This is a genomic window from Gemmatimonadaceae bacterium, assembly GCA_035606695.1.
GTDB lineage: Bacteria > Gemmatimonadota > Gemmatimonadetes > Gemmatimonadales > Gemmatimonadaceae > JAQBQB01.
This window is the reverse complement of the sequence record DATNEW010000043.1, coordinates 78240-96411: the sequence shown is the minus strand read 5'-3', so window position 1 is coordinate 96411 and position 18172 is coordinate 78240. Positions and strand designations below refer to the sequence as shown.

Annotated in this window: 20 protein-coding genes; 10 read left to right on the top strand and 10 right to left on the bottom strand. The window is 65.4% G+C overall.

All coding sequences use genetic code 11. From position 1 onward, the window contains the following. Positions 1-49: 49 nt before the first annotated feature. From VN706_23150 to VN706_23140, 3 genes are all read right to left on the bottom strand, one after another. On the bottom strand, positions 50-523 hold the full coding sequence (locus VN706_23150; GenBank protein HXT18544.1) for a YkvA family protein: 474 nt from the start codon (positions 521-523) through the stop codon (positions 50-52). Next, positions 523-930, bottom strand: coding sequence for a hypothetical protein (locus VN706_23145; GenBank protein HXT18543.1), 408 nt, complete (start codon positions 928-930; stop codon positions 523-525). Before VN706_23145 ends, VN706_23150 begins: the two co-directional genes overlap by 1 nt. Before the next feature lie 71 nt (positions 931-1001). Beyond that, on the bottom strand, positions 1002-2045 hold the full coding sequence (locus VN706_23140) for a hypothetical protein (protein HXT18542.1): 1044 nt from the start codon (positions 2043-2045) through the stop codon (positions 1002-1004). A 282-nt stretch (positions 2046-2327) separates the two neighbouring features. Here VN706_23140 and VN706_23135 point away from each other — a divergent pair, with 282 nt between their 5' ends. The 10 genes from VN706_23135 (at position 2328) to VN706_23090 (ending at position 10748) form a co-directional block, all read left to right on the top strand. After that, a complete protein-coding gene (locus VN706_23135; GenBank protein HXT18541.1) occupies positions 2328-2474 on the top strand; it encodes a hypothetical protein in 147 nt (48 codons plus the stop codon). Further along, positions 2456-4009 (top strand): 2,3-bisphosphoglycerate-independent phosphoglycerate mutase, encoded by a 1554-nt coding sequence (gene gpmI / locus VN706_23130; GenBank protein ID HXT18540.1) that lies wholly within the window; start codon positions 2456-2458, stop codon positions 4007-4009. The genes VN706_23135 and gpmI overlap by 19 nt, the downstream gene beginning before the upstream one ends. After that, on the top strand, positions 4006-4719 hold the full coding sequence (locus VN706_23125; protein HXT18539.1) for a hypothetical protein: 714 nt from the start codon (positions 4006-4008) through the stop codon (positions 4717-4719). Before gpmI ends, VN706_23125 begins: the two co-directional genes overlap by 4 nt. A 56-nt stretch (positions 4720-4775) precedes the next feature. Continuing rightward, positions 4776-5282 carry a BON domain-containing protein gene (locus tag VN706_23120; GenBank protein ID HXT18538.1) on the top strand — a complete coding sequence of 169 codons (507 nt, stop codon included), beginning with the start codon at positions 4776-4778 and terminating at the stop codon, positions 5280-5282. Positions 5283-5389: 107 nt separating this feature from the next. Continuing rightward, positions 5390-5809 carry a 6-carboxytetrahydropterin synthase gene (locus VN706_23115; GenBank protein HXT18537.1) on the top strand — a complete coding sequence of 140 codons (420 nt, stop codon included), beginning with the start codon at positions 5390-5392 and terminating at the stop codon, positions 5807-5809. Positions 5810-5886: 77 nt separating this feature from the next. Next, entirely contained in the window at positions 5887-6651 is a 765-nt protein-coding gene (gene fdhE / locus VN706_23110; protein ID HXT18536.1) for a formate dehydrogenase accessory protein FdhE, read from the top strand. Then, positions 6537-7238, top strand: a complete 702-nt coding sequence (locus VN706_23105; protein ID HXT18535.1) for a molybdenum cofactor guanylyltransferase — start codon at positions 6537-6539, stop codon at positions 7236-7238. Before fdhE ends, VN706_23105 begins: the two co-directional genes overlap by 115 nt. A gap of 44 nt (positions 7239-7282) precedes the next feature. Further along, on the top strand, positions 7283-8800 hold the full coding sequence (gene dacB / locus VN706_23100; GenBank protein HXT18534.1) for a D-alanyl-D-alanine carboxypeptidase/D-alanyl-D-alanine-endopeptidase: 1518 nt from the start codon (positions 7283-7285) through the stop codon (positions 8798-8800). After that, positions 8800-10047 (top strand): gephyrin-like molybdotransferase Glp, encoded by a 1248-nt coding sequence (gene glp / locus VN706_23095; protein HXT18533.1) that lies wholly within the window; start codon positions 8800-8802, stop codon positions 10045-10047. The genes dacB and glp overlap by 1 nt, the downstream gene beginning before the upstream one ends. 5 nt (positions 10048-10052) lie before the next feature. After that, positions 10053-10748, top strand: coding sequence for a methyltransferase domain-containing protein (locus tag VN706_23090; GenBank protein HXT18532.1), 696 nt, complete (start codon positions 10053-10055; stop codon positions 10746-10748). 124 nt (positions 10749-10872) lie between these two features. Here the strand turns inward: VN706_23090 and VN706_23085 are convergent, their stop codons facing one another. From VN706_23085 to VN706_23055, 7 genes are all read right to left on the bottom strand, one after another. Continuing rightward, complete coding sequence (locus VN706_23085; GenBank protein HXT18531.1) at positions 10873-12948, bottom strand: (Fe-S)-binding protein; 2076 nt, start codon at positions 12946-12948, stop codon at positions 10873-10875. Continuing rightward, on the bottom strand, positions 12948-13937 hold the full coding sequence (locus VN706_23080) for an electron transfer flavoprotein subunit alpha/FixB family protein (GenBank protein HXT18530.1): 990 nt from the start codon (positions 13935-13937) through the stop codon (positions 12948-12950). Before VN706_23080 ends, VN706_23085 begins: the two co-directional genes overlap by 1 nt. 52 nt (positions 13938-13989) lie before the next feature. Continuing rightward, positions 13990-14742 (bottom strand): electron transfer flavoprotein subunit beta/FixA family protein, encoded by a 753-nt coding sequence (locus VN706_23075; GenBank protein HXT18529.1) that lies wholly within the window; start codon positions 14740-14742, stop codon positions 13990-13992. A gap of 99 nt (positions 14743-14841) precedes the next feature. After that, positions 14842-15240 carry a hypothetical protein gene (locus VN706_23070; GenBank protein ID HXT18528.1) on the bottom strand — a complete coding sequence of 133 codons (399 nt, stop codon included), beginning with the start codon at positions 15238-15240 and terminating at the stop codon, positions 14842-14844. A gap of 129 nt (positions 15241-15369) precedes the next feature. Further along, complete coding sequence (locus tag VN706_23065; protein ID HXT18527.1) at positions 15370-16542, bottom strand: acyl-CoA dehydrogenase family protein; 1173 nt, start codon at positions 16540-16542, stop codon at positions 15370-15372. Between the two features lie 39 nt (positions 16543-16581). Beyond that, on the bottom strand, positions 16582-17358 hold the full coding sequence (locus VN706_23060; GenBank protein ID HXT18526.1) for a SprT-like domain-containing protein: 777 nt from the start codon (positions 17356-17358) through the stop codon (positions 16582-16584). Then, positions 17343-18170: a metallophosphoesterase gene (locus VN706_23055; protein ID HXT18525.1), complete on the bottom strand. Its 828-nt coding sequence runs from the start codon at positions 18168-18170 to the stop codon at positions 17343-17345. Before VN706_23055 ends, VN706_23060 begins: the two co-directional genes overlap by 16 nt. Positions 18171-18172: the final 2 nt, after the last annotated feature.

Sequence of the window (18172 nt, the reverse complement as noted above, 5' to 3'; positions counted from 1 at the left end):
CGAAAGGTAGGCGCGCGACCCGGGCAAGTCTAGGTGACGCCCACGAGGCTCACCGCCCGATCATCTTGAGGCGCCGGCGAATGCGCTTGGGCAAGAAGAACGCGGCCGCCGCGAGCACGCCGCGGAGATTCAGGTCGGCCAGATCCGACGCTTCGCCGGTCCAGTGATCCAACAGCACGGGTCGTCCGGCGTTCGCGATCAGGCGCTGCAGCGCGAGCACGAGAATGTACACGTCGTCGATCTCGCCGAAGAACGGAATGAAATCGGGAATGAGGTCGATCGGCATCACGATGTACGCGATCGCGCCAAGCACGATCATCTTGTCGACCATCGACACACGCGGATCGCGCGCGAGGCCCGCCAACAAGCGCACATACTGCGGGAGCTGCCGGATGTAATACATCACCGTGCGCTTGGCGCCCGTGCGCGGCGTGCCGACCGCCGGACTCTCGGCCGAACCGCGGCGAGCGCCGGATGCGCGTGTGCCAGCGCGTGCGGTGCCAGCGCGTGCGCGAGTGGCCATCAGAGCTTCTCTCCCGATCCGCCTGGATCCTTGGTTTCGTGTGCTGGCGATGACGCATTGTCCGGCGTCGAGGGCGGCGGTCCTGAGAACCGCTGCTCCGCCGTCGTACGCGCGGTGTTCACCAGATCGTTCGCCATGTTCTTGCCGGTTTCCACGGCGCTATTGAGCGCGGTGGCGGCGCGATTCAAAAATCCAACGGTCTCGGCGATCGCGCTGGCCGAGACTTTTCCGGCGCGCAGACGATCTTCGATCGTCTCGGTGAATCGCGTGAACGCGCTGGCGTTCGGCGCCGGGCGCTCGGCGTAGCGCGACTCGAGGAACTCCACGTAGTCGAGCACCTGGTATCCGCGCTCGTCCGACAATGTCTCCAGCTTTCTGAGAATGCGGTCGCGCAGATGGTCGTTCATTCGGTCAGTCGCCCGTTAATTGTTCCTCGCTTCGGCGCTTCGCACCTACGCTCGGAATGCCGCCGCGAAAATCATCCCGTCCAACGCGATCGCTTCCCGCGTGCATCGATGTGCACGTACGGCGTACGGTAGTGCCGGCTCGTGTACAACCCAAGCCCACCCACGAGATCGGGATGCTCGCGCTCCACCTGCTCGACGGCGCGCGCCACCAACACTTCGTCACGCAATGTCACGCGTCCATCACCATCGGCGTCGATCGCGACGTCAGCAGCATCGCCATACTGATGCCGGCTGTCGCGCGCCGCACGCCATACGCCGTGATTATGCGCGGGCGTACGGAAACCGCTGTGCACGTCAAATGCCACATCGTTCGGCAATGGGCCTTGGTCGTCGGGCGCGTCTGCCTCATCGACCGCCGTCATGGCGGCACGGCCACCCACCTTCGCCAGGACGAGCTCCAGCTTATCAAGCAGGCGCGGGCTCAGCGCGACGTACTTGGGCCACACGTTCGCCTGGTTGTCGTGCGTGACGAAGTCGCCAAGCCGCAAATGCGTGCTGACGCGGAGACTCAGATCCGACGGATTCACCTCGAGGAATCCCGCCGGATGCTCGTCGCGATGACCGAACCGCTCGGCCAGATACGTCCCGATGTGATAGCCGTTCAACACGCCGCCGACCTTTTCGCGAAACGGAACCATCACCGCGAGCGTGGGCTGCGAGATGATCTGCCGCTCGAGTCCGCGAACGATCGCCAGGCGATAGTACCCGGGCTGTGACGGCGTGACGAATGTCGAGCCGTTCACCGGCTGCGGAATGGTGGCGGTGGTCGTATCGCGGACTGGAACCCACTCGTACGTCAATGACGCCGGGTCGCCGCTCACCTCGAGCGGAAACTCGACGCTGGCGTCCGGCATCGCGAAACGAAAGCGCACGGCGCGGCTCGTTCCGAACGCATTGCCTGAAGGACCGGCGCTCAGTCGCGAGACCTCGTTCGCGACCGCCGCGAACGGTGCGGTCGGCGCTGCCTGACCAGGGCGAACGAACGGGCCAATGCCCAGCACCGCCGCGACCGCCGCCAGCAACGTCGTCCACGCCATGCGCTCCAGGCGGCTCATGAGGCGAGCACCGCGGTGTGCTCGGGCGAATGGCCGTTGAGTTGGCGGAGGGAGATGAACATCGCGGAAATGTGGGCGGCGGAGAGTAATTCAGAGTAATTCGGCGGGACGCGCGAGTGCACCAGTCATGTGCCTGCACATTTATTCGCGCGTGTGCTTGCGGTGTGCTTGCGAGACGACCCGTAAATCCAGTTCGCAACGGAATTTACGACCGGCCTGCCGAGGCTGCCACGGTTCGCCAGGCTCGGCTGCGACGGATGATGCACTCGAGGGCTGCCGAACATGTACATTTCCGCCTCCGGCGTGCGCAGCGATGTATCGCGGATCACGCCGGAATCGCGCTGCACCACCGACGTTGCCGCTCTCGACCAGCACATCACCACCATACCACCGACACGCCGCCCCGACACGTGCCCCAAAGTCCCGTAGTTCTGATCGTGCTGGATGGTTGGGGTTACCGCGCGGAACGCGACGGGAATGCGATCGCGCTGGCGAACACGCCGACATGGGACGCGCTCGTCGCGAATCATCCGCGGACGTTGCTCGAGGCATCGGGGCTCGCCGTCGGACTGCCCGCCGGACAGATGGGCAACAGCGAAGTCGGACACCTCAACCTCGGCGCCGGTCGCGTGGTGAGGCAGGACCTCGTACGGATCGGCGAGTCGATCAAGAACGGTGGATTCTTCGACAATCCGGTGTTCGTCAACGCGTGCGCGCATGCCACGAAGCACAACGGCACCGTGCACATCATGGGGCTCATCGGCTCGGGTGGCGTGCACGCGCTCGACCGGCATCTCTTCGCGCTCATCGATCTCTGCGCGAACCACGGCGTGCATCGCATCGCGATCCACGCGCTCATGGACGGCCGCGACACGATGCCGCGCTCCGGTCTCGGCTACATGCGCGAACTGCTCGCGTACGCCGAGAATCGCGCGGTCGTCGCGAGCCTTGGTGGGCGGTATTTCGGCATGGATCGCGACAAGCGGTGGGATCGCACCGAAAAGTGGTATCGCGCCGCGGTCGATGGCGTCGGGCCCGAAAGCACGGATCCGCTGGACGTGATCAGAGCGGCATACGAGCGCAACGAGACCGACGAGTTCATCACGCCAACCGTGATCGTGCGCGACGGAAAGCCGGTCGCGCCGATGCGCGACGGCGATTCGCTCATCTGCTTCAACTATCGCGCGGATCGCATGCGGCAGATCGTGCGGGCGCTCACGCAGCCGGACTTCGACGGCTTCGACGTGAGCAGCCGGCCGACGCTCGATGTGGTTACGATGACCACCTACGATCGGACGTTCGATCTGCCCGTCGCGTTTCCGCCGCAGTCGATGGTGAACATCGTCGGCGAGGTCGTGTCGAAGGCGGGCATGCGAAATCTGCGCACGGCGGAGACGGAGAAGTACGCGCACGTCACGTACTTCTTCAACGGAGGCATCGAGACGCCGTTCCCCTGCGAGGATCGCGAGCTGGTGCCGAGCCAGAAGGTCGCGACGTACGACCTGAAGCCGGAGATGAGCGCCGCGGGCATTACGGACGTCTTGTGCGGCGCCATCGAAAAGCGCGAGCACGACTTCATTCTGTGCAACTACGCCAACGCCGACATGGTCGGACACACGGGTGTGATGCCCGCCGTGATCACTGCCGTCGAGACGGTGGACCAATGTCTGGCGCGCGTGATGAAGTCCGCCGAACGAGTCGGCGCTCGTCTGCTCGTGACGGCGGACCACGGCAACTGCGAGATGATGATCGACCCGGAAACGGGTGGGCCGCACACCGCTCACACCAGCAATCCGGTGCCGTTCATCCTGATAGATTCGACGGAGTCGTCTGCACGGCCCCTTCGCTCGGGCGGTGCACTCTGCGACGTCGGCCCCACCATTCTGTCGATGCTCGGCCTCGAGCAACCTGCGGAGATGACCGGGGTAGACTTGCGAAACCTGGGACGGGGAGCACGCGCGTGAACAGACGCCTGGCGTCGATGGTCGTTGGACTCGTTGTCGGTGGATTCACGAACGCCGCCGCGCAGACAGGCGGTGGCCAGGTCGGCTATCCGCCGACGCGAAGCCCGTACGTGGACCTGGAGCAATCGCAGGAGCTCACGATCTTCGGCGGGCAGTATCACGCGCACCGTGATCCAGTCGGGGTCGGGCCGCAGAGTGGCCCGATCTTCGGCGTGCATTACGAGTGGCGCGCGGGTGGGCCGGCGCATCTGGTGGCCGAGGTGGCGCGGATCAACTCCGATCGCGACATGATCAATCCGTTCGCGCCGCCGGCCACACGATTCGTCGGCACGGCCAGCCGTCCCCTCTACAGCGCGGACTTCGATCTCGGACTGAGCCTCACGGGCAGCAAGAGCTGGCACAGCTTCGTTCCCGAGATCGCGAGCGGGATCGGTTTCATCAGCGACTTGCGGACAGCGTCGGATTCTGGCGGGTTCAGGTTCGGCACCCGCTTTGCATTCAACATGGCTGCCGGGCTCCGGTATGTGCCGGGCGGTGGACGACGCTGGCAGATTCGCGGCGACATCAAGGATCGGCTGTACACGCTCGCGTATCCGCAGACGTTTTTCACGGCGCCGGCGGGTGGCACGGCCGTGTTGACGACGGCGCAGGCGAAGTCGTTCTGGACGAACAATCCGACTTTCACACTCGGCTTGTCCTACTTGTTCTAGCTGCGCGGCGTAGCGCGAGCGGCGAGTCGGCGCGCCGGGTCAACCACGGGTGACTCATGGCACGCGACTTTGAGAACATCGACGACATCGACGATCTGAGCGACGACGAGCTGCGCGGGCTGGTCCGCGAGCGGCTCGCCGAGAACAACATGGTCGACATCGACGAGATCGTCGTCTCGGTGACGGACGGCGTCGTGTGTCTGGACGGGCGCGTCGGAACAGACGGTGAGCGGCTCGTCGCCGAGCACATCCTGACCGACCTGATTGGCGTGCGCGAGTTCGAGAACAATCTGTTCGTCGATCCGATCCGCCGCGCGCTGAGCCCTGAAGCGATCGATGAACACCTGGTCGACGACGATCGCCGCGAAGGGTTGCTCCTGGGCGACCGTCCGGTACCGATCAATCCCGAAGCCGAATCGCGCCAGGATGATCTCGATCACGAGCTCTACGGCACGACGGACGTCGGCCATGCGATTTCGGACGGAACGGCGTGGATTCCGCCGGAGAGTCCGACGCAGGAAGGGATCATGAACGATCGGGCCGAGACGGGGGAAGACCACTAGCGATGGGCGCTGGGAGTTGGGCGATGGGCGAAACGGCAAAAGGCGACGGAAACTCCCGTCGCCTTTTAGTTTTTACGCCCAACACCATCGCCCACCGCCCATCGCAAATGCCTTCATTGCTCACCCGCCGCATCACGTTCGCCGCTGCGCATCGGTATCGCCGGCCTGATTGGTCGGACCAGCAGAACGAACAGACCTTTGGTCTGTGCGCGCGCGAAAGTTTTCACGGACACAGCTATACGTGCGACGTCACGGTGAGCGGTCCGGTCGATCACAAAACTGGTATGATCGTCGATCTCGGGCTGCTCGACCGCGTGCTCGCGACCGAAGTGCGCGCGCGCTTCGATCATCGCAACATCAATCTCGACGTACCCGAGTTCGCCGACGGGAAACTCATTCCGACGGGCGAGGAGCTCGCGCGTTTCATTTTCGACCGTATACAAACGGCGCTGGGGAATGCGGCGCGCGTCGAAGAGGTCATTGTGGCCGAAGATGCGACATTGAGCGCATCGTACCGACGTGAATGAGCAACATCTGACCAACATCACAACGGAGTCGTGACCTCGACGGGGTTTCGTTCTTCCTTGCGGGAGAGGAGCCTGTCGTGTCGCCGCATACCACCACCCGTCGTCCCACCGCCGCAAGCAAGACGCTGGCGGAACAGTTTCAACCGATCGTCACGCTGCACACGTCGCTTCGTGCGCGCGGTGCGTCGCATCTCGACGTCGACGCCGCACGCGCGCGCATTCGCGCCGGCCGCGCGGCGTTCGACAGCGGCGACGTGTTGCGCGACGCGGGAGATCTGACTCGCGCGTTTCAACGCACGGCGAGCGCGCTCGAACACATCGGCGTCGCGTCGACGCCGCAAGCGAACGCGCTGCAAAAAGCGTCGGTCGATCCGACCGCGCACGTGCTGAGTTGGGCGAACGGCGACTCGATGCCCCGCTCTTCGCATCTCAAGCTCGCGAGACAAGTCGCGGCGATCGTCGGCAATGCGGTCCTCGCGCGCGCGTCCGACCAGATCGTCGACGGATTCTCCCTGGCGAACTGGAAGCGGGCGCAGTGTCCGTGCTGCGGTGCGTCGCCCGATCTCGCGCTGTCGACCGATCGCCGTCGTACGCTCGTCTGCTGGCGCTGCGACACGATGTGGCGCACCGACCGGCGCGGCTGCTTGAGCTGCGGCGCCGACAGCGCACCGACGCTTGCTCGCGTGCCGTCGCCGCAACTCGGCTACGAGCTCGCGATCTGTAACTCGTGCGGCCGCTATCTCAAGGAACGCCGCGGCGCTCCGGCGAACGCGCTGCTCGTGGAGCGCGCGCTCACCGCCGGCCTGGACGAAGCCGCGCAACAGCGAGGACTGCGCGCCTGATCGGCGCGATCGTCGCTGGTGGGGCAAACAGCCGCTTCGGCGGCGAACCGAAAGGACTGCGGACCGTCGGCGGCGTGCGCATCATCGATCGCGTCGCCGCAGCGCTCCATGCGGTAACCCCGTCGATCATCCTCAGCGCGAACGCGCCACACGCGGAGTCGTGGCTTCCCGGCGTGCGTGTGATTCGTGACAACGCCTCGGAGCGCGGCAGCCTCATCGGCATTCACAGTGCGCTTGCCGCGACGCACGACGACGTCCTCATCGTTGCGTGGGACATGCCGTTCGTCGACCCGGCATTGATGAAGTTGATCGTCGAGCGCTCCGAGGGCGCGACCGCCGTCGTACCAATGGGCCCGCGCGGTCCCGAGCCGATGTGCGCATGGTACGCTCGCGAGACTCGCTCCCTCGCGGCGGACGCACTTCAGCGCGGCGAGTATCGGCTCGGTGCGCTCCTCGAGCGATTGCCCCGCCTGGTGACGATCCCGCTGGCAGTCGTCGCGAAATACGGCGATCCCGCCCGCCTCTTCTTCAACGTCAATACGGCGGACGATCTCGCGGCCGCCGAGCGGATGGCTCGCGGCGAGTAAGGGCTTCGGCTTATCCTTCTCCGCGCACGATCACCGGAGAACGGATGTCCCGCGTACGCTCGTCTCGCTGGTTTCGCTCGTTCACGACACTGCTCGTCACGCTCGCCGCGGGCGTCGCGGGCGCCTGCACGCATGCGGCGGCGGCCCCGAGCCCGCGCATCAGCGCCGGCAGCCATGAAGCGCTTCGCGCGTTCATCGATTCCATGGCCGACGGGCCGGATTTCGCAAACGCTCATTTAGGAATACTCATCGTCGACCCAGAGCGCGGCGACACGCTGTACGCGCGCAACGCCGGCAAGCTGTTCATGCCGGCGTCGAACATGAAACTGCTGACGACGTCCACGATCCTCACGCAGCTCGGGCCCGACTATCGGTATCGCACCAGCTTCGCCGCGCGCGGCCCCGTCAACGGCGGCACGCTCGACGGGGATCTCCTCGTCGTTGGCCGCGGCGACCCCAGCGTCAGCGACCACATGATGGGCGACGCGATGAAACCACTGCGCCTCATCGCCGATTCACTCGCGGCGCGAGGTATCCGTCGCATCGCCGGCCACGTGCTCCCGTACGGCGACGCCTTTCCCGGCGAAGTCTTCGGGTACGGCTGGACCTACGACGATTTCGAGGATTCCTACTCGGCGCCGATCGACGAGCTGCTGTTCAACGAAGGCTTCAGCGAGATCCACGTCCGCGGCGCCGACCATGAGGGTGATCCGGCGCACGTCGAGATGCGTCCCGCGCGCAGTGTTCCGGCTTTGCGCGCGGATGTCCACACGGCCGCCGCGCCGGTTCGCGACAGCGCCCGGGCGCGCAGTCGCATGCTGTCGGCCCGCAAGGACAGCACGACCTGGGATGAGGTTCTCACAGGACAGATCCCCGCGCGAGACACCGCTGTTCTCGAGGTCACGCATCACGATCCCGGCCGGGCATACGTCGCGGCCTTCCGCGAAGCGCTGCGCGATCGAGGCATCACGATCGACGACGGCGCGACCGATACGCTCGCGCGCATCGAGACGCTCGCAACCCTCTCATCGCCGCCGTTGAGCGAGATTCTCGAGGCGTGCCTCAAACCGTCCCAGAATCAGATCGCCGAGATGCTGTTCCGGACGATCGCGCTCGAGCGGTTCGGCGCGGGGCGCACCGACAGCGCGGCCGCGGCCGTTCGTGCGCAGATCGGCGCGTGGGGCGCACCGGCATCGGAAGCGATCGTGCGCGACGGCAGCGGCCTCTCTCGTTACGACTACGTGACGCCGCGAACGCTCGTCCGCATCCTCGACGCGATGCGCCGCGCGCCGACGTTCAAAGTGTTCTATGATGCACTGCCGATCGCCGGCGTCGACGGCACCATCCGCAGCCGTATGAAAGGCACGCCCGCGGAAAACAATGTGCATGCGAAGACCGGCACCGTCGCCCAGTCGCGGTCACTCAGCGGATACGTCACGACGGCGGATGGGCATTTGCTCATCTTCAGCTTTCTCTCGAACAACTTCACCGTGCCGAACCGCACCATCGAACGCGTGCAGGATCTCGTCGCCGAACGTCTCGCCGGCATGCGTCTGCGCTAGTGGCGTACAGCGTCGAGGAAGCCAGCGCGCGAATTCTCGCGCCCATTCGGCCACTCGGCGCCGAACGCGTGCCGTTGCGCCAATCGCACCGTCGCGTGCTCGCCGAAGACGTGATCTCGCCGATCGAGCATCCGCCCTGGAACAATTCGTCGATGGACGGCTACGCGGTGCGCGCCGAAGACGTCGCGTCGGCCACGGGTTCGTCGCCGGTTCGGATGGAAGTGGTCGAGACGGTGCGCGCCGGCCAGCGACCAACGCGTTCCGTCGAACCGCGCACCGCAATTCGTGTGATGACGGGCGCGCCGGTTCCCGACGGAGCCGACACGGTCATACGTGTCGAAGACACAGATGGCGGCGACACATATGTCGAGATTCGCGACACGCGCGACTCGGGCCGCAACGTGCGTCCGCGCGGCGAGGATTTGCGCCCCGGCGTCGTCGCGGTGCCGAAGGGCACCATGATCGGCGCGGCGCAACTTGGCGTGCTGGCGTCGGTCGGGTGTGCGGCGCCGCTCGTGCATCGTGTCCCGCGCGTCGCGGTGCTCGCGTCGGGGGACGAGCTCGTGGACGTCGACGGATTCGGTGCCGTCCGCCGCGGAGAACGAATCGTCTCCTCGAACAGCTACACCATCTCGGCGGCCGTGCTCGAGGCCGGCGGCGAGGTCGTCGACCTCGGCATCGTGCCGGATGATCCTGAGGCGTACGTCGAACGCGTCACCGCCGCGCGCGGTTGCGATTTGCTCGTCACGACCGGCGGCGTGTCCGTCGGTGCATTTGACTTTACTAAAGACGTGCTCGCGTCGCTCGGCGCCGAGCTGCATTTGTGGCGCATTCGCATGCGGCCTGGCGCGCCCCTCGGGTTCGGGATGCTGCACGGCATGCCATGGCTCGGGCTGCCCGGCAATCCGGTCTCGTCGATGGTCACGTTCGAGCTGTTCGGTAATCCACTCGTTCGGAAGCAGCGCGGCGAAACGCTGATCTTCCGCCGGCCGATCGACGTCCGCGCCCGTGAAGACATCACCATCGCCGCGGCGCTCACGCACTTCATGCGGGGCATCGTGACGTGGGAGCCGGATGGCGCGTGGGCTTCGCTGACGGGACCGCAGGGCTCGGGCTTATTGACGTCGATGGCGCGTGCGAATGCGTTGCTCGTGGTGCCGCACGACCGGCCAATCGTACGCGCCGGTGAGACGCTCCACGCGCTGTCGCTCGCCGAGGCAGGATCGTCGGCTACGTTCGACATCTGAGTAGAGTGAGCGAGCGCCGCGCGCGCGCCGACGCCGAGCTCGAGGCGCTGGACGATTCGTTGCGTCGGCGATTTCGTGCCGTGCAGACGGCTGTCGACGTCGGTACGCGGACGTTGTCGATCCTGCATCCGGCCAGCGCGGAGGATCTGATCGATGAACGCGACTTCGAGCGGGACGAGCGTTTGCCGTATTGGGCGGAGCTGTGGCCGTCGGCGCGAATCCTGGCGGCGCTCGTGCTCGAGATGAGCGGCGACGGCCGATCGCTGCTCGAGCTGGGATGCGGCTCGGGGCTCGTCGCCACGTCGGCCGCATTAGCCGGATTCAACGTCGTCGCGTCGGACTACTACGAGGATGCGGCGCGCTTCGCCCGCGTGAATGCGTGGCGCAACGGCGGGCCATCCATACGCGGAATGATGCTCGACTGGCGCGCGCTGCCGCCGGATTTGCCGACGTTCGACGTGGTGATCGCGTCCGACGTGTTGTACGAGCGGCCGTACGGCGGATTGGTGGCGGCCGTCATCGCGAAGGCGCTCGCGCCGAACGGGATGGCGGTGCTGGCGGATCCGGGTCGCGTGGGACGCGAGGCGTTTCTAGACGCGTTGCCAACGAACGGACTCGTGTTGCGATCGCGGCGGACGGTGCCGTTCGTCGAGGGCACGATCCGGCAGCAGATCGTCGTGTTCGAGATCGTGCACCAATAGGGCTTGTCATCCTGAACGAAGGCGCGCAGCGCCGGGGTCGAAGGACCCCCTTCCGGACGGAGGAGTCACACACACCTCTGCTGAGACGGGGATCCCTCGACTCGCTCACGCTCGCTCGGGATGACTACCTTAGTTGCCCCGCCACCACCTCGGCAATATCGAGCACCGGCACGTCCGACTGCACCGCCTTCACGCCGTCGTTGATCATCGTCATGCAGAACGGACACGCCACGGCGATGGTGTCGGCGCCCGTCGCGAGCAGTTCCTCGGTGCGCTCGATGTTGATCCGCTTGCCCTGACGCTCTTCCATGAACATGCGCCCACCGCCCGCGCCGCAGCACAGGCCGCGATCCTTCGTCCGCTTCGGCTCGACGAGATTCACCACGGGCAGCGCGCGTTTGAGCGTCTCGCGCGGCGCATCGTACACGTCGTTGTAACGGCCGAGGTAGCAGGAATCGTGGTACGCCACGGTGAGGCGCTTCCCTTCGTCGCTCTCGAGCGGCACGCGCTGCTCCTGCAACAGGCGCTCGATGAACGTCGAGTGGTGAATGACCTCGTAGTTGCCGCCGAGCTGTGGGAACTCGTTGCCTATCTGATGGAAGCAGTGTGGACAGCTCGTGACGATCGTCTTCACCTCGTAACGGTCGAGCGTGCCGATGGTGTCCTTGGCGAGCATCTGATAGAGATACTCGTTGCCCATGCGTCGCGCGGGATCGCCGTGACAGTGTTCTTCCTGCCCGAGAATCGCGAAGTTGATGTTGCACGCCTTGAGGATGCGCGCGAAGGCCACGGTGATCTTCTTCGCGCGATCGTCGAACGATCCCATGCACCCGACCCAGAACAGAATGTCGGGCCGCTCGCCGCGCTCCACGACTTCGGCCATCGTCGGAATGTCCATTCCCTCGGCCCACTTGGCGCGGTCCGAAGGACTGAACGCCCACGGCGAGCCGTTCCGCTCGAGCGACTCGAATGCCGGCTGGACCTCTTCAGGGAAACGCGACTCCGACAACACCAGATAGCGGCGCATCTGGTTGATGATGTCGAGCTGATCGATCGACACTGGACATTCCTGTACGCACGCTCGGCAGCTGGTGCACTGCCACAGCTCCGTGTCGCTGATGTAGGTGTCGAGCAGGCGGTGCTCCGCGACCTGCTCGATAGTGACCGCGCCCGCATCGCCGCCTTCGCCGTGCAGGAGCGCCGGATGCAAGAATTCCATGCGATCGCCGGTGACGACCGGCGCCTTCTCCATCAACCGTTGCCGCGTGTTGATGACGATCTTTCGCGGACTCAGCTCCTTGCCGGTGATGTTCGCCGGACACGCGGCGGTGCAGCGGCCGCATTCGGTGCACGAATAGCCGTCGAGAAGATTCTTCCAGCTCAGGTGCTCGACATCCGATGCGCCGAACTGCTCCACTTCGGCCTCGAGGTCCATCGGGCGCATCACGCCCTTCTGACCCGGCCCGCTCGTATTCGACAGGTAGACGTTGATGAGCGACGTCACCACGTGCAGATGCTTCGAGTACGGGAGGTAGTTGAGGAAGATGAGAATCAGCAGCGCGTGCGCCCAGAAGAAGAGCTGGGCGATGGACGTTGGATGTTGGGCGATCGGCGTGACGGCATACGCGAGGGCACGAGAGACAAACTTCTCGGGGCCGACGGTCGCGGGATCGACGTGGTACTGGAACGCGTTCATCAGCAGCAGCGTCACCATCAAGCCGCCGATCATTCCGAGAATGATCAGGGCGTCGGTGTGCTCCAGCTTGTCCCCCTCCAGCCGGCGCGGGTGCACCACGAGGCGGCGATAATACGCGAAGCCGATGGCGCCGAGCACCAGCAGCGCGAACCCGTCCTGCGACAGCGCGTACAACTGATACAGCGGGTGCCACAGAAACAGATCATATGAGAACTGGGGGAATACTCCTTGAATGAGTATTTCTACGGTGCCGGCCGTCAGCACCATGAATCCCCAGAAGATCGTGGCGTGCATGGCGCCGGCGACGGGATCGCGAAAGATCTTCGTCTGCGCGATGCCGATCGACAGCACGTTTTTCGCCCGCACGAGCGGCGCGTTCGTCCGATCTTCGGCGAAGCCCAGCCGCATGTAGCGAATGAGCCGCTGCACGTTCAGCGCGAAGAAGCCCGCGCCGATCGTCAACACGAAGGCGAACACCGCGTTCGACGCGTGAACCGCTCCCATCAGTGGCTCGCCTTCGCCTCTTTCACCGCCTGCGTCAGCGCGGGCACCACCTCGAGCACGTCACCCACGATGCCGTAGTCCGCCACCTTGAAGATCGGCGCTTCCTTGTCCTTGTTGATCGCGACGATCGTCTTCGACGTGCGCATGCCGGCCAGATGCTGAATCGCGCCCGAGATGCCCACCGCGACGTAGAGCTGCGGGCTCACCTGACGGCCCGTCTGACCGATCTGATCGCTGTGCGGGCGCCAGCCGTCGTCAGTGACGGCGCGCGTCGCACCGACCGCGGCGTTTCCGAACGCCGCCGCGAGTTCCTCGACGAGCTTGAAGTTCTCCGCCGCCTTGAGCCCGCGGCCGCCGGAGATGATCACCGGCGCTTCGCCGAGGTCGATCTTCCCCTTCCCGCCTTCGACCATCTCTTTGACGACGATGCGCGACGACGCGGGGTCGGACGCCGGTTGCATCGTCTCCGTCTTCGCCGTCCGTGCCGCCGGCTGCGCGGTGATCGCGCTCGGGCGAATCGAAACGACCGCGAGCGGCGCGTTGACCTCCAAGGTCACAATAACCTTATTGGCGTACGCGGGGTGCTTGACGGTGAGCGCGTCGCCGTTCACTCCGATGCTCGTCACGTCGGAGACGATCGGTGCATCGAGCTTCGCGGCGACGCGCGGGCCGACGTCGCGTCCTTGCGCCGAGAAGCCAAGGAGGACGGCGCGATAGCTCCCCGCCTTCGCCCGGGCGGCGATCGTCGCCGCGACCGCCTCGCGGTCAAAGTTGGTGAAGCCTGCATGCTCGACGACCACGACGACATCGGCGCCGAATTGTCCCAGCTGCTCGGCGGCGCTGCCAACGCCCGGCGTTCCGGCAACGAGGGCGTGCACTTCGCCGCCGCCGGTCGCGTCAGCCAGCGCGCGCGCGGCCGTCACCGCCTCGAGCGCGAGCTTGCGGACGGCGTTGGCGCGAGTTTCAGCAAAAACGAGAATGTTTGACATTCGAGAGATCCTTCGCCTTCGCGTCGCTACGGCTCAGGATGACAGGTAAAAGTTAGAGAACCTTGGCTTCCGTCTGCAGCAAACGAATCAACTCGGGAACGGCGGCGACGCCTTCGCCGATGATGCGGCCCGGCGGCCGGTCGGGAGGCAGCTCCATCCCGGTGACCGTCACGCGGACGTCGCCGAGCTGCGCCGGCTTCGTCTCGAGCGGCTTTTTCTTCGCCGCCATGATGTTCTTGAGCGAGGGATAGCGCGGCCGCGCGATGCCCTCATCGATCGTCACCGCGGCCGGCAGCGGGAACTCGACCATTTCGGCCGCGCCTTCGAGCTCACGACGCGCCAGCCCGCGGCCATTCGAGATTTCTAATTTCGTCGCCGCGGTCACGCACGGCATGCCGAGCAGTTCCGCGGTCGCCGTGCCGACGACGCCGGCGCTCGTGTCGAACGCATGCTTGCCGAACAGCACGAGATCGTAGCCCCCGTCCTTCAACTCGGCGGCCAGCGCCTTGGCGACCGCCAATCCGTCGGACGGGATCTTGTCCGCCTTGAGCTGAATCGCGCGGTCGGCGCCCATGCTCATCGCCTTGCGCAGCGTCTCCTGCACGACGTCAGGCCCGACGGCGACGATGACCGTCTCGCCCGGGCCCTGTTTTTCGTTGAGCTGCAGCGCGACTTCGACGGCGTAGCTCGCGAAGTCGTCGATGTCGAATTTCAGCCCCGTTTCATCGATCGACGTCGACGACGGGGCGATTTTGAAGCGCGACTCCGAATCCGGCGTGCGCTTGATACAGACGGCGATTTTCACCGTCGAACCTCGCTCGGGTTGAATGCAGGCGGAAGTTAGCCGAGCGAGGTGACGGATGTCAGCCGCAACAGCCGTAACAGCCGTAACAGCGGATGACGATTACGGCTTCTTCGAGACGTCCGCGCACGTCGGCTCGCCTTCGGCCGCGTGCGTTTCGACGGAAACTTTCGGCTGGTACTTCTCGGGCAGATTGATGTAGATCCCGCAGACCACGTTCGGCAGCAGCGTGCTGCGTGCTTCCGCCGCCCACGCATTGTTCTGCGTCGCGGTGAGCGACACCGAGACGTTCGCGGTCGATTGGAACTTGAGCCCCTCCATTTGCGCGGCGTAGGCGCTGTGGTCGGCGAAGAACGCCTCCTGCGCAACGACGAGATTGCGGAGATCGGATTTCATCTGAATGAGCGCGGTACGAACGCTGTCCTGCTCCGCGGCCTGCGCACGCAGCACGGTCGGAGCGACGAGAAGCGCGGCGAAGGCGAGAGTTCTGGCGAGGCGCATAGCTGTCTCACTGTATCGGGTGACTAGTACAGTATCAGTCTACTCGATTCTCGGCAAGAGTGCGCATCCACTTGAGCCGGCGAGGCCCGTTGGAGCGGCCCGCGCCAGCCGACTCGAGTCTACTCGAGCCTACTTGAACGCGTTGAGCCCCGTGAGCGCCTGGCCGAGCACGAGCGAATGGACGTCGTGCGTGCCTTCGTAGGTATAGACGCTTTCCAGATTCGCCATGTGGCGCATGGACGCGTATTCGGCCAGGATGCCATTCGCGCCAAGCAGCCGGCGGGCCTCGCGGGCGATGTCAGTGGCCATGCTGACGTTGTTGCGCTTGGCCAGCGACACCTGCTGCGGTGACATCGTGCCGGCGTCCTTCAGGCGGCCGAGGTGGAGCGATACGAGCTGCGCCTTCACGATCTCGGTGAGCATGTCGGCAAGTCGCGTCTGTTGAATCTGGAATCCACCGATCGGCCGGTCGAACATCACGCGATTCTTCGAGTATTCGAGCGCTTCCTCGAAGCACGCCATCGCGGCGCCGATCGCGCCCCACGAGATGCCGTAGCGCGCTTGCGTCAGACACATCAACGGACTCTTGAGGCCGCCCGATTTCGGCAGTAATGCTTCCGGCGGCAATTCCACATCTTGAAAGACGAGCTCACTCGTGTCGCTGGCGCGGAGCGAGAGCTTTCCCTTCTGGTCCTTCGCCTGGAAGCCCTTGGCTGAAGTCGGCACGATGAACCCGCGAATCGACGTGTCGCTCGCGTCGCCGTTCGTCTTCGCCCACACCACCGCGATCTGCGCCGTCGAGCCGTTGGTGATCCACATCTTCGCGCCGTTGAGCAGCCACGTGCCGTCCTTCTGCTCGCGCGCCATGGTGATCATGCCCGACGGATTCGATCCGTAATCCGGCTCGGTCAACCCGAAGCAGCCGATCACTTCGCCGGCCGCCATGCGCGGCAGATAATTCTTCTTCTGATCTTCGCTGCCGAACGCGAAGATCGGATACATCGCGAGGGCGCCCTGCACCGACGCGAACGAGCGAATGCCGGAATCGCCGCGCTCGAGCTCCTGCATGATCAGTCCGTACGCGACGTTGTTCAGGCCCGCGCAGCCGTATTCCTCTGGCAGATTCGCGCCGAACACGCCGAGCGACGCCATCTCGGGCACGAGCTCTTTGGGCATGCGCCCGTCGACGTAGCATTTGCCGATGATCGGCAGGACGCGGTCGTCGACGAATCGGCGCACGCTGTCGCGCACGGCGCGCTCTTCTTCGGAGAGCTGTGAATCGATGTTATAGAAGTCGAGCATGAGTCGGCGTCAGGAAACCAGGAAACGGTGACGTTGAATCTAGTCGACTCCGCGAACGCTTCTCGTAACGCCGCGTTTTGCGGCCGGCGCGATGCCCACTTCACGTGCCTTGGCGCGAAACTTCGGACCGTGATCCAGCGGCAGGCCGGTTTCGTCCTGCCACTGATGCACCATCTCGTGCAGCAGCGTGGCGAGCGCCTCGTCCCATCCGTGCCGCCGCAGATGCCGGTAGCTGATCGCGATCTCGGCGCACGCGCTCGGCGTGGCCGCGGTGTAGTGGCCGAGCCGGCTCTTCATCCGGCGAGAGACGCGAACGGGCACGACCTTGAGCACGCCCGCGAAGTGGTCGGCGTTGTAGCGAGCGTGCCATTCGGCGAGTCTCGCCGCGAACGGCTCGTCTTCCGGCCGCGTGCGCTCACGGCGCGCCGGGCCGCGAGCGTCGGCAGGTGTCGCGATCTTGTGCGATACGATCGCGTTCTGCGCCGCGCGACGTTCGTCGCGTGTGCGCCCCTCGATGAATGCAACGATCGCCTGATGAATCTCGACCGGCGCGTCGAGATAGCCGACGTGGACGCGCAGCTGCGGACCGCGAAAGCTCACCATCACGTTGCGGTTGCGCGTCAGGCGGCAGTGCGTGATGCGTCTCAGACCGAGGGCACGCAAGCGCGCGAGCAGCTCGTCGCCGTCGCGCGGTGCGGGTGGCGGCGGCTCGAGCTCGAGCGAGAGCTGCGGCGACGGCACGCGGCCGCGCCCGAACCAAGCGGCCGCGCCCTTGAGACCTTTCGGAACCTGCAGTCCCTTCAGCGAGCGAAACATTTCGTTGGACCCGCCACGAAGTCACGCGCCTCGTCCGACCACACCAGCGTCGACACCTCGATGTCCGTCTCGGTGATGCGAATGCTGTTCACCGATCCCGGGCGTCCACCCCGCGACCGATTGCTGATCGTTCCCGAGGTGGAGATGATCGTGCCGCGCCGCGTGTGCTCGATGTAGTGTACCGCCTCCTGATGATCGTGCCCGCAGAGCACCAGGTCAACACCCATTTCGGCGAACGCGCCCAGCGTGCGTTGAGTATTCTTTAATCCGTGGCGCTGGGAAAGCTCGCCTTTCACCGGATTGTGGTGCATGACGATGATCCGCGCGTCACCCGTCCGCGAATGCTCGAACTCCGCCCGGGCCCGCTCGATCTGGGCGCGCGTCAGATGCCCGATGATGGAGATGTCGCGCACGTTCCACGTCAGCGTCTGGCGAATTACGCCCTGCGAGGTATTCAAGCCGACGAAGGTCGCGCCCGCGACGCGCAGCACCGGCTCAAGATCCTTGCTGATGTACGCGCGATATTTGGCGTACATCTTGTCCGCATCGCCGAAGCCCAGCGGGGCGTACCACCACGCCACGTCATGATTGCCGGGGACGATGATCGTGTGGCTGACCTTGTCCGCCTGCCGGATGAACTCGCGCGCGCGTTGGAACTCGCCCGCGCGCGCGCGCTGCGACACGTCGCCCGAGATGGCCACGACGTCGTAGTGTCGCGTCTGGATCAGCGCTTCGATCGCCTCGTACTGCTCGGGCACCGCGGGGTGGCCGAAGTGCAGATCGGAGCAGTGAAACAGCGTCGTCTGCGTCACGG

Bases quoted from the DNA above. Each gene is read 5' to 3' on its own strand.
- VN706_23140 (HXT18542.1), bottom strand. From the start codon at position 2,045: ATGAGCCGCCTGGAGCGCATGGCGTGGACGACGTTGCTGGCGGCGGTC.
- VN706_23065 (HXT18527.1), bottom strand. From the start codon at position 16,542: ATGCTCGACTTCTATAACATCGATTCACAGCTCTCCGAAGAAGAGCGC.
- VN706_23115 (HXT18537.1), top strand. From the start codon at position 5,390: ATGCCTTCATTGCTCACCCGCCGCATCACGTTCGCCGCTGCGCATCGG.
- VN706_23135 (HXT18541.1), top strand. From the start codon at position 2,328: ATGTACATTTCCGCCTCCGGCGTGCGCAGCGATGTATCGCGGATCACG.
- VN706_23060 (HXT18526.1), bottom strand. From the start codon at position 17,358: ATGTTTCGCTCGCTGAAGGGACTGCAGGTTCCGAAAGGTCTCAAGGGC.
- dacB (HXT18534.1), top strand. From the start codon at position 7,283: ATGTCCCGCGTACGCTCGTCTCGCTGGTTTCGCTCGTTCACGACACTG.
- VN706_23070 (HXT18528.1), bottom strand. From the start codon at position 15,240: ATGCGCCTCGCCAGAACTCTCGCCTTCGCCGCGCTTCTCGTCGCTCCG.
- VN706_23145 (HXT18543.1), bottom strand. From the start codon at position 930: ATGAACGACCATCTGCGCGACCGCATTCTCAGAAAGCTGGAGACATTG.
- VN706_23080 (HXT18530.1), bottom strand. From the start codon at position 13,937: ATGTCAAACATTCTCGTTTTTGCTGAAACTCGCGCCAACGCCGTCCGC.
- VN706_23085 (HXT18531.1), bottom strand. From the start codon at position 12,948: ATGGGAGCGGTTCACGCGTCGAACGCGGTGTTCGCCTTCGTGTTGACG.
- VN706_23120 (HXT18538.1), top strand. From the start codon at position 4,776: ATGGCACGCGACTTTGAGAACATCGACGACATCGACGATCTGAGCGAC.
- VN706_23150 (HXT18544.1), bottom strand. From the start codon at position 523: ATGGCCACTCGCGCACGCGCTGGCACCGCACGCGCTGGCACACGCGCA.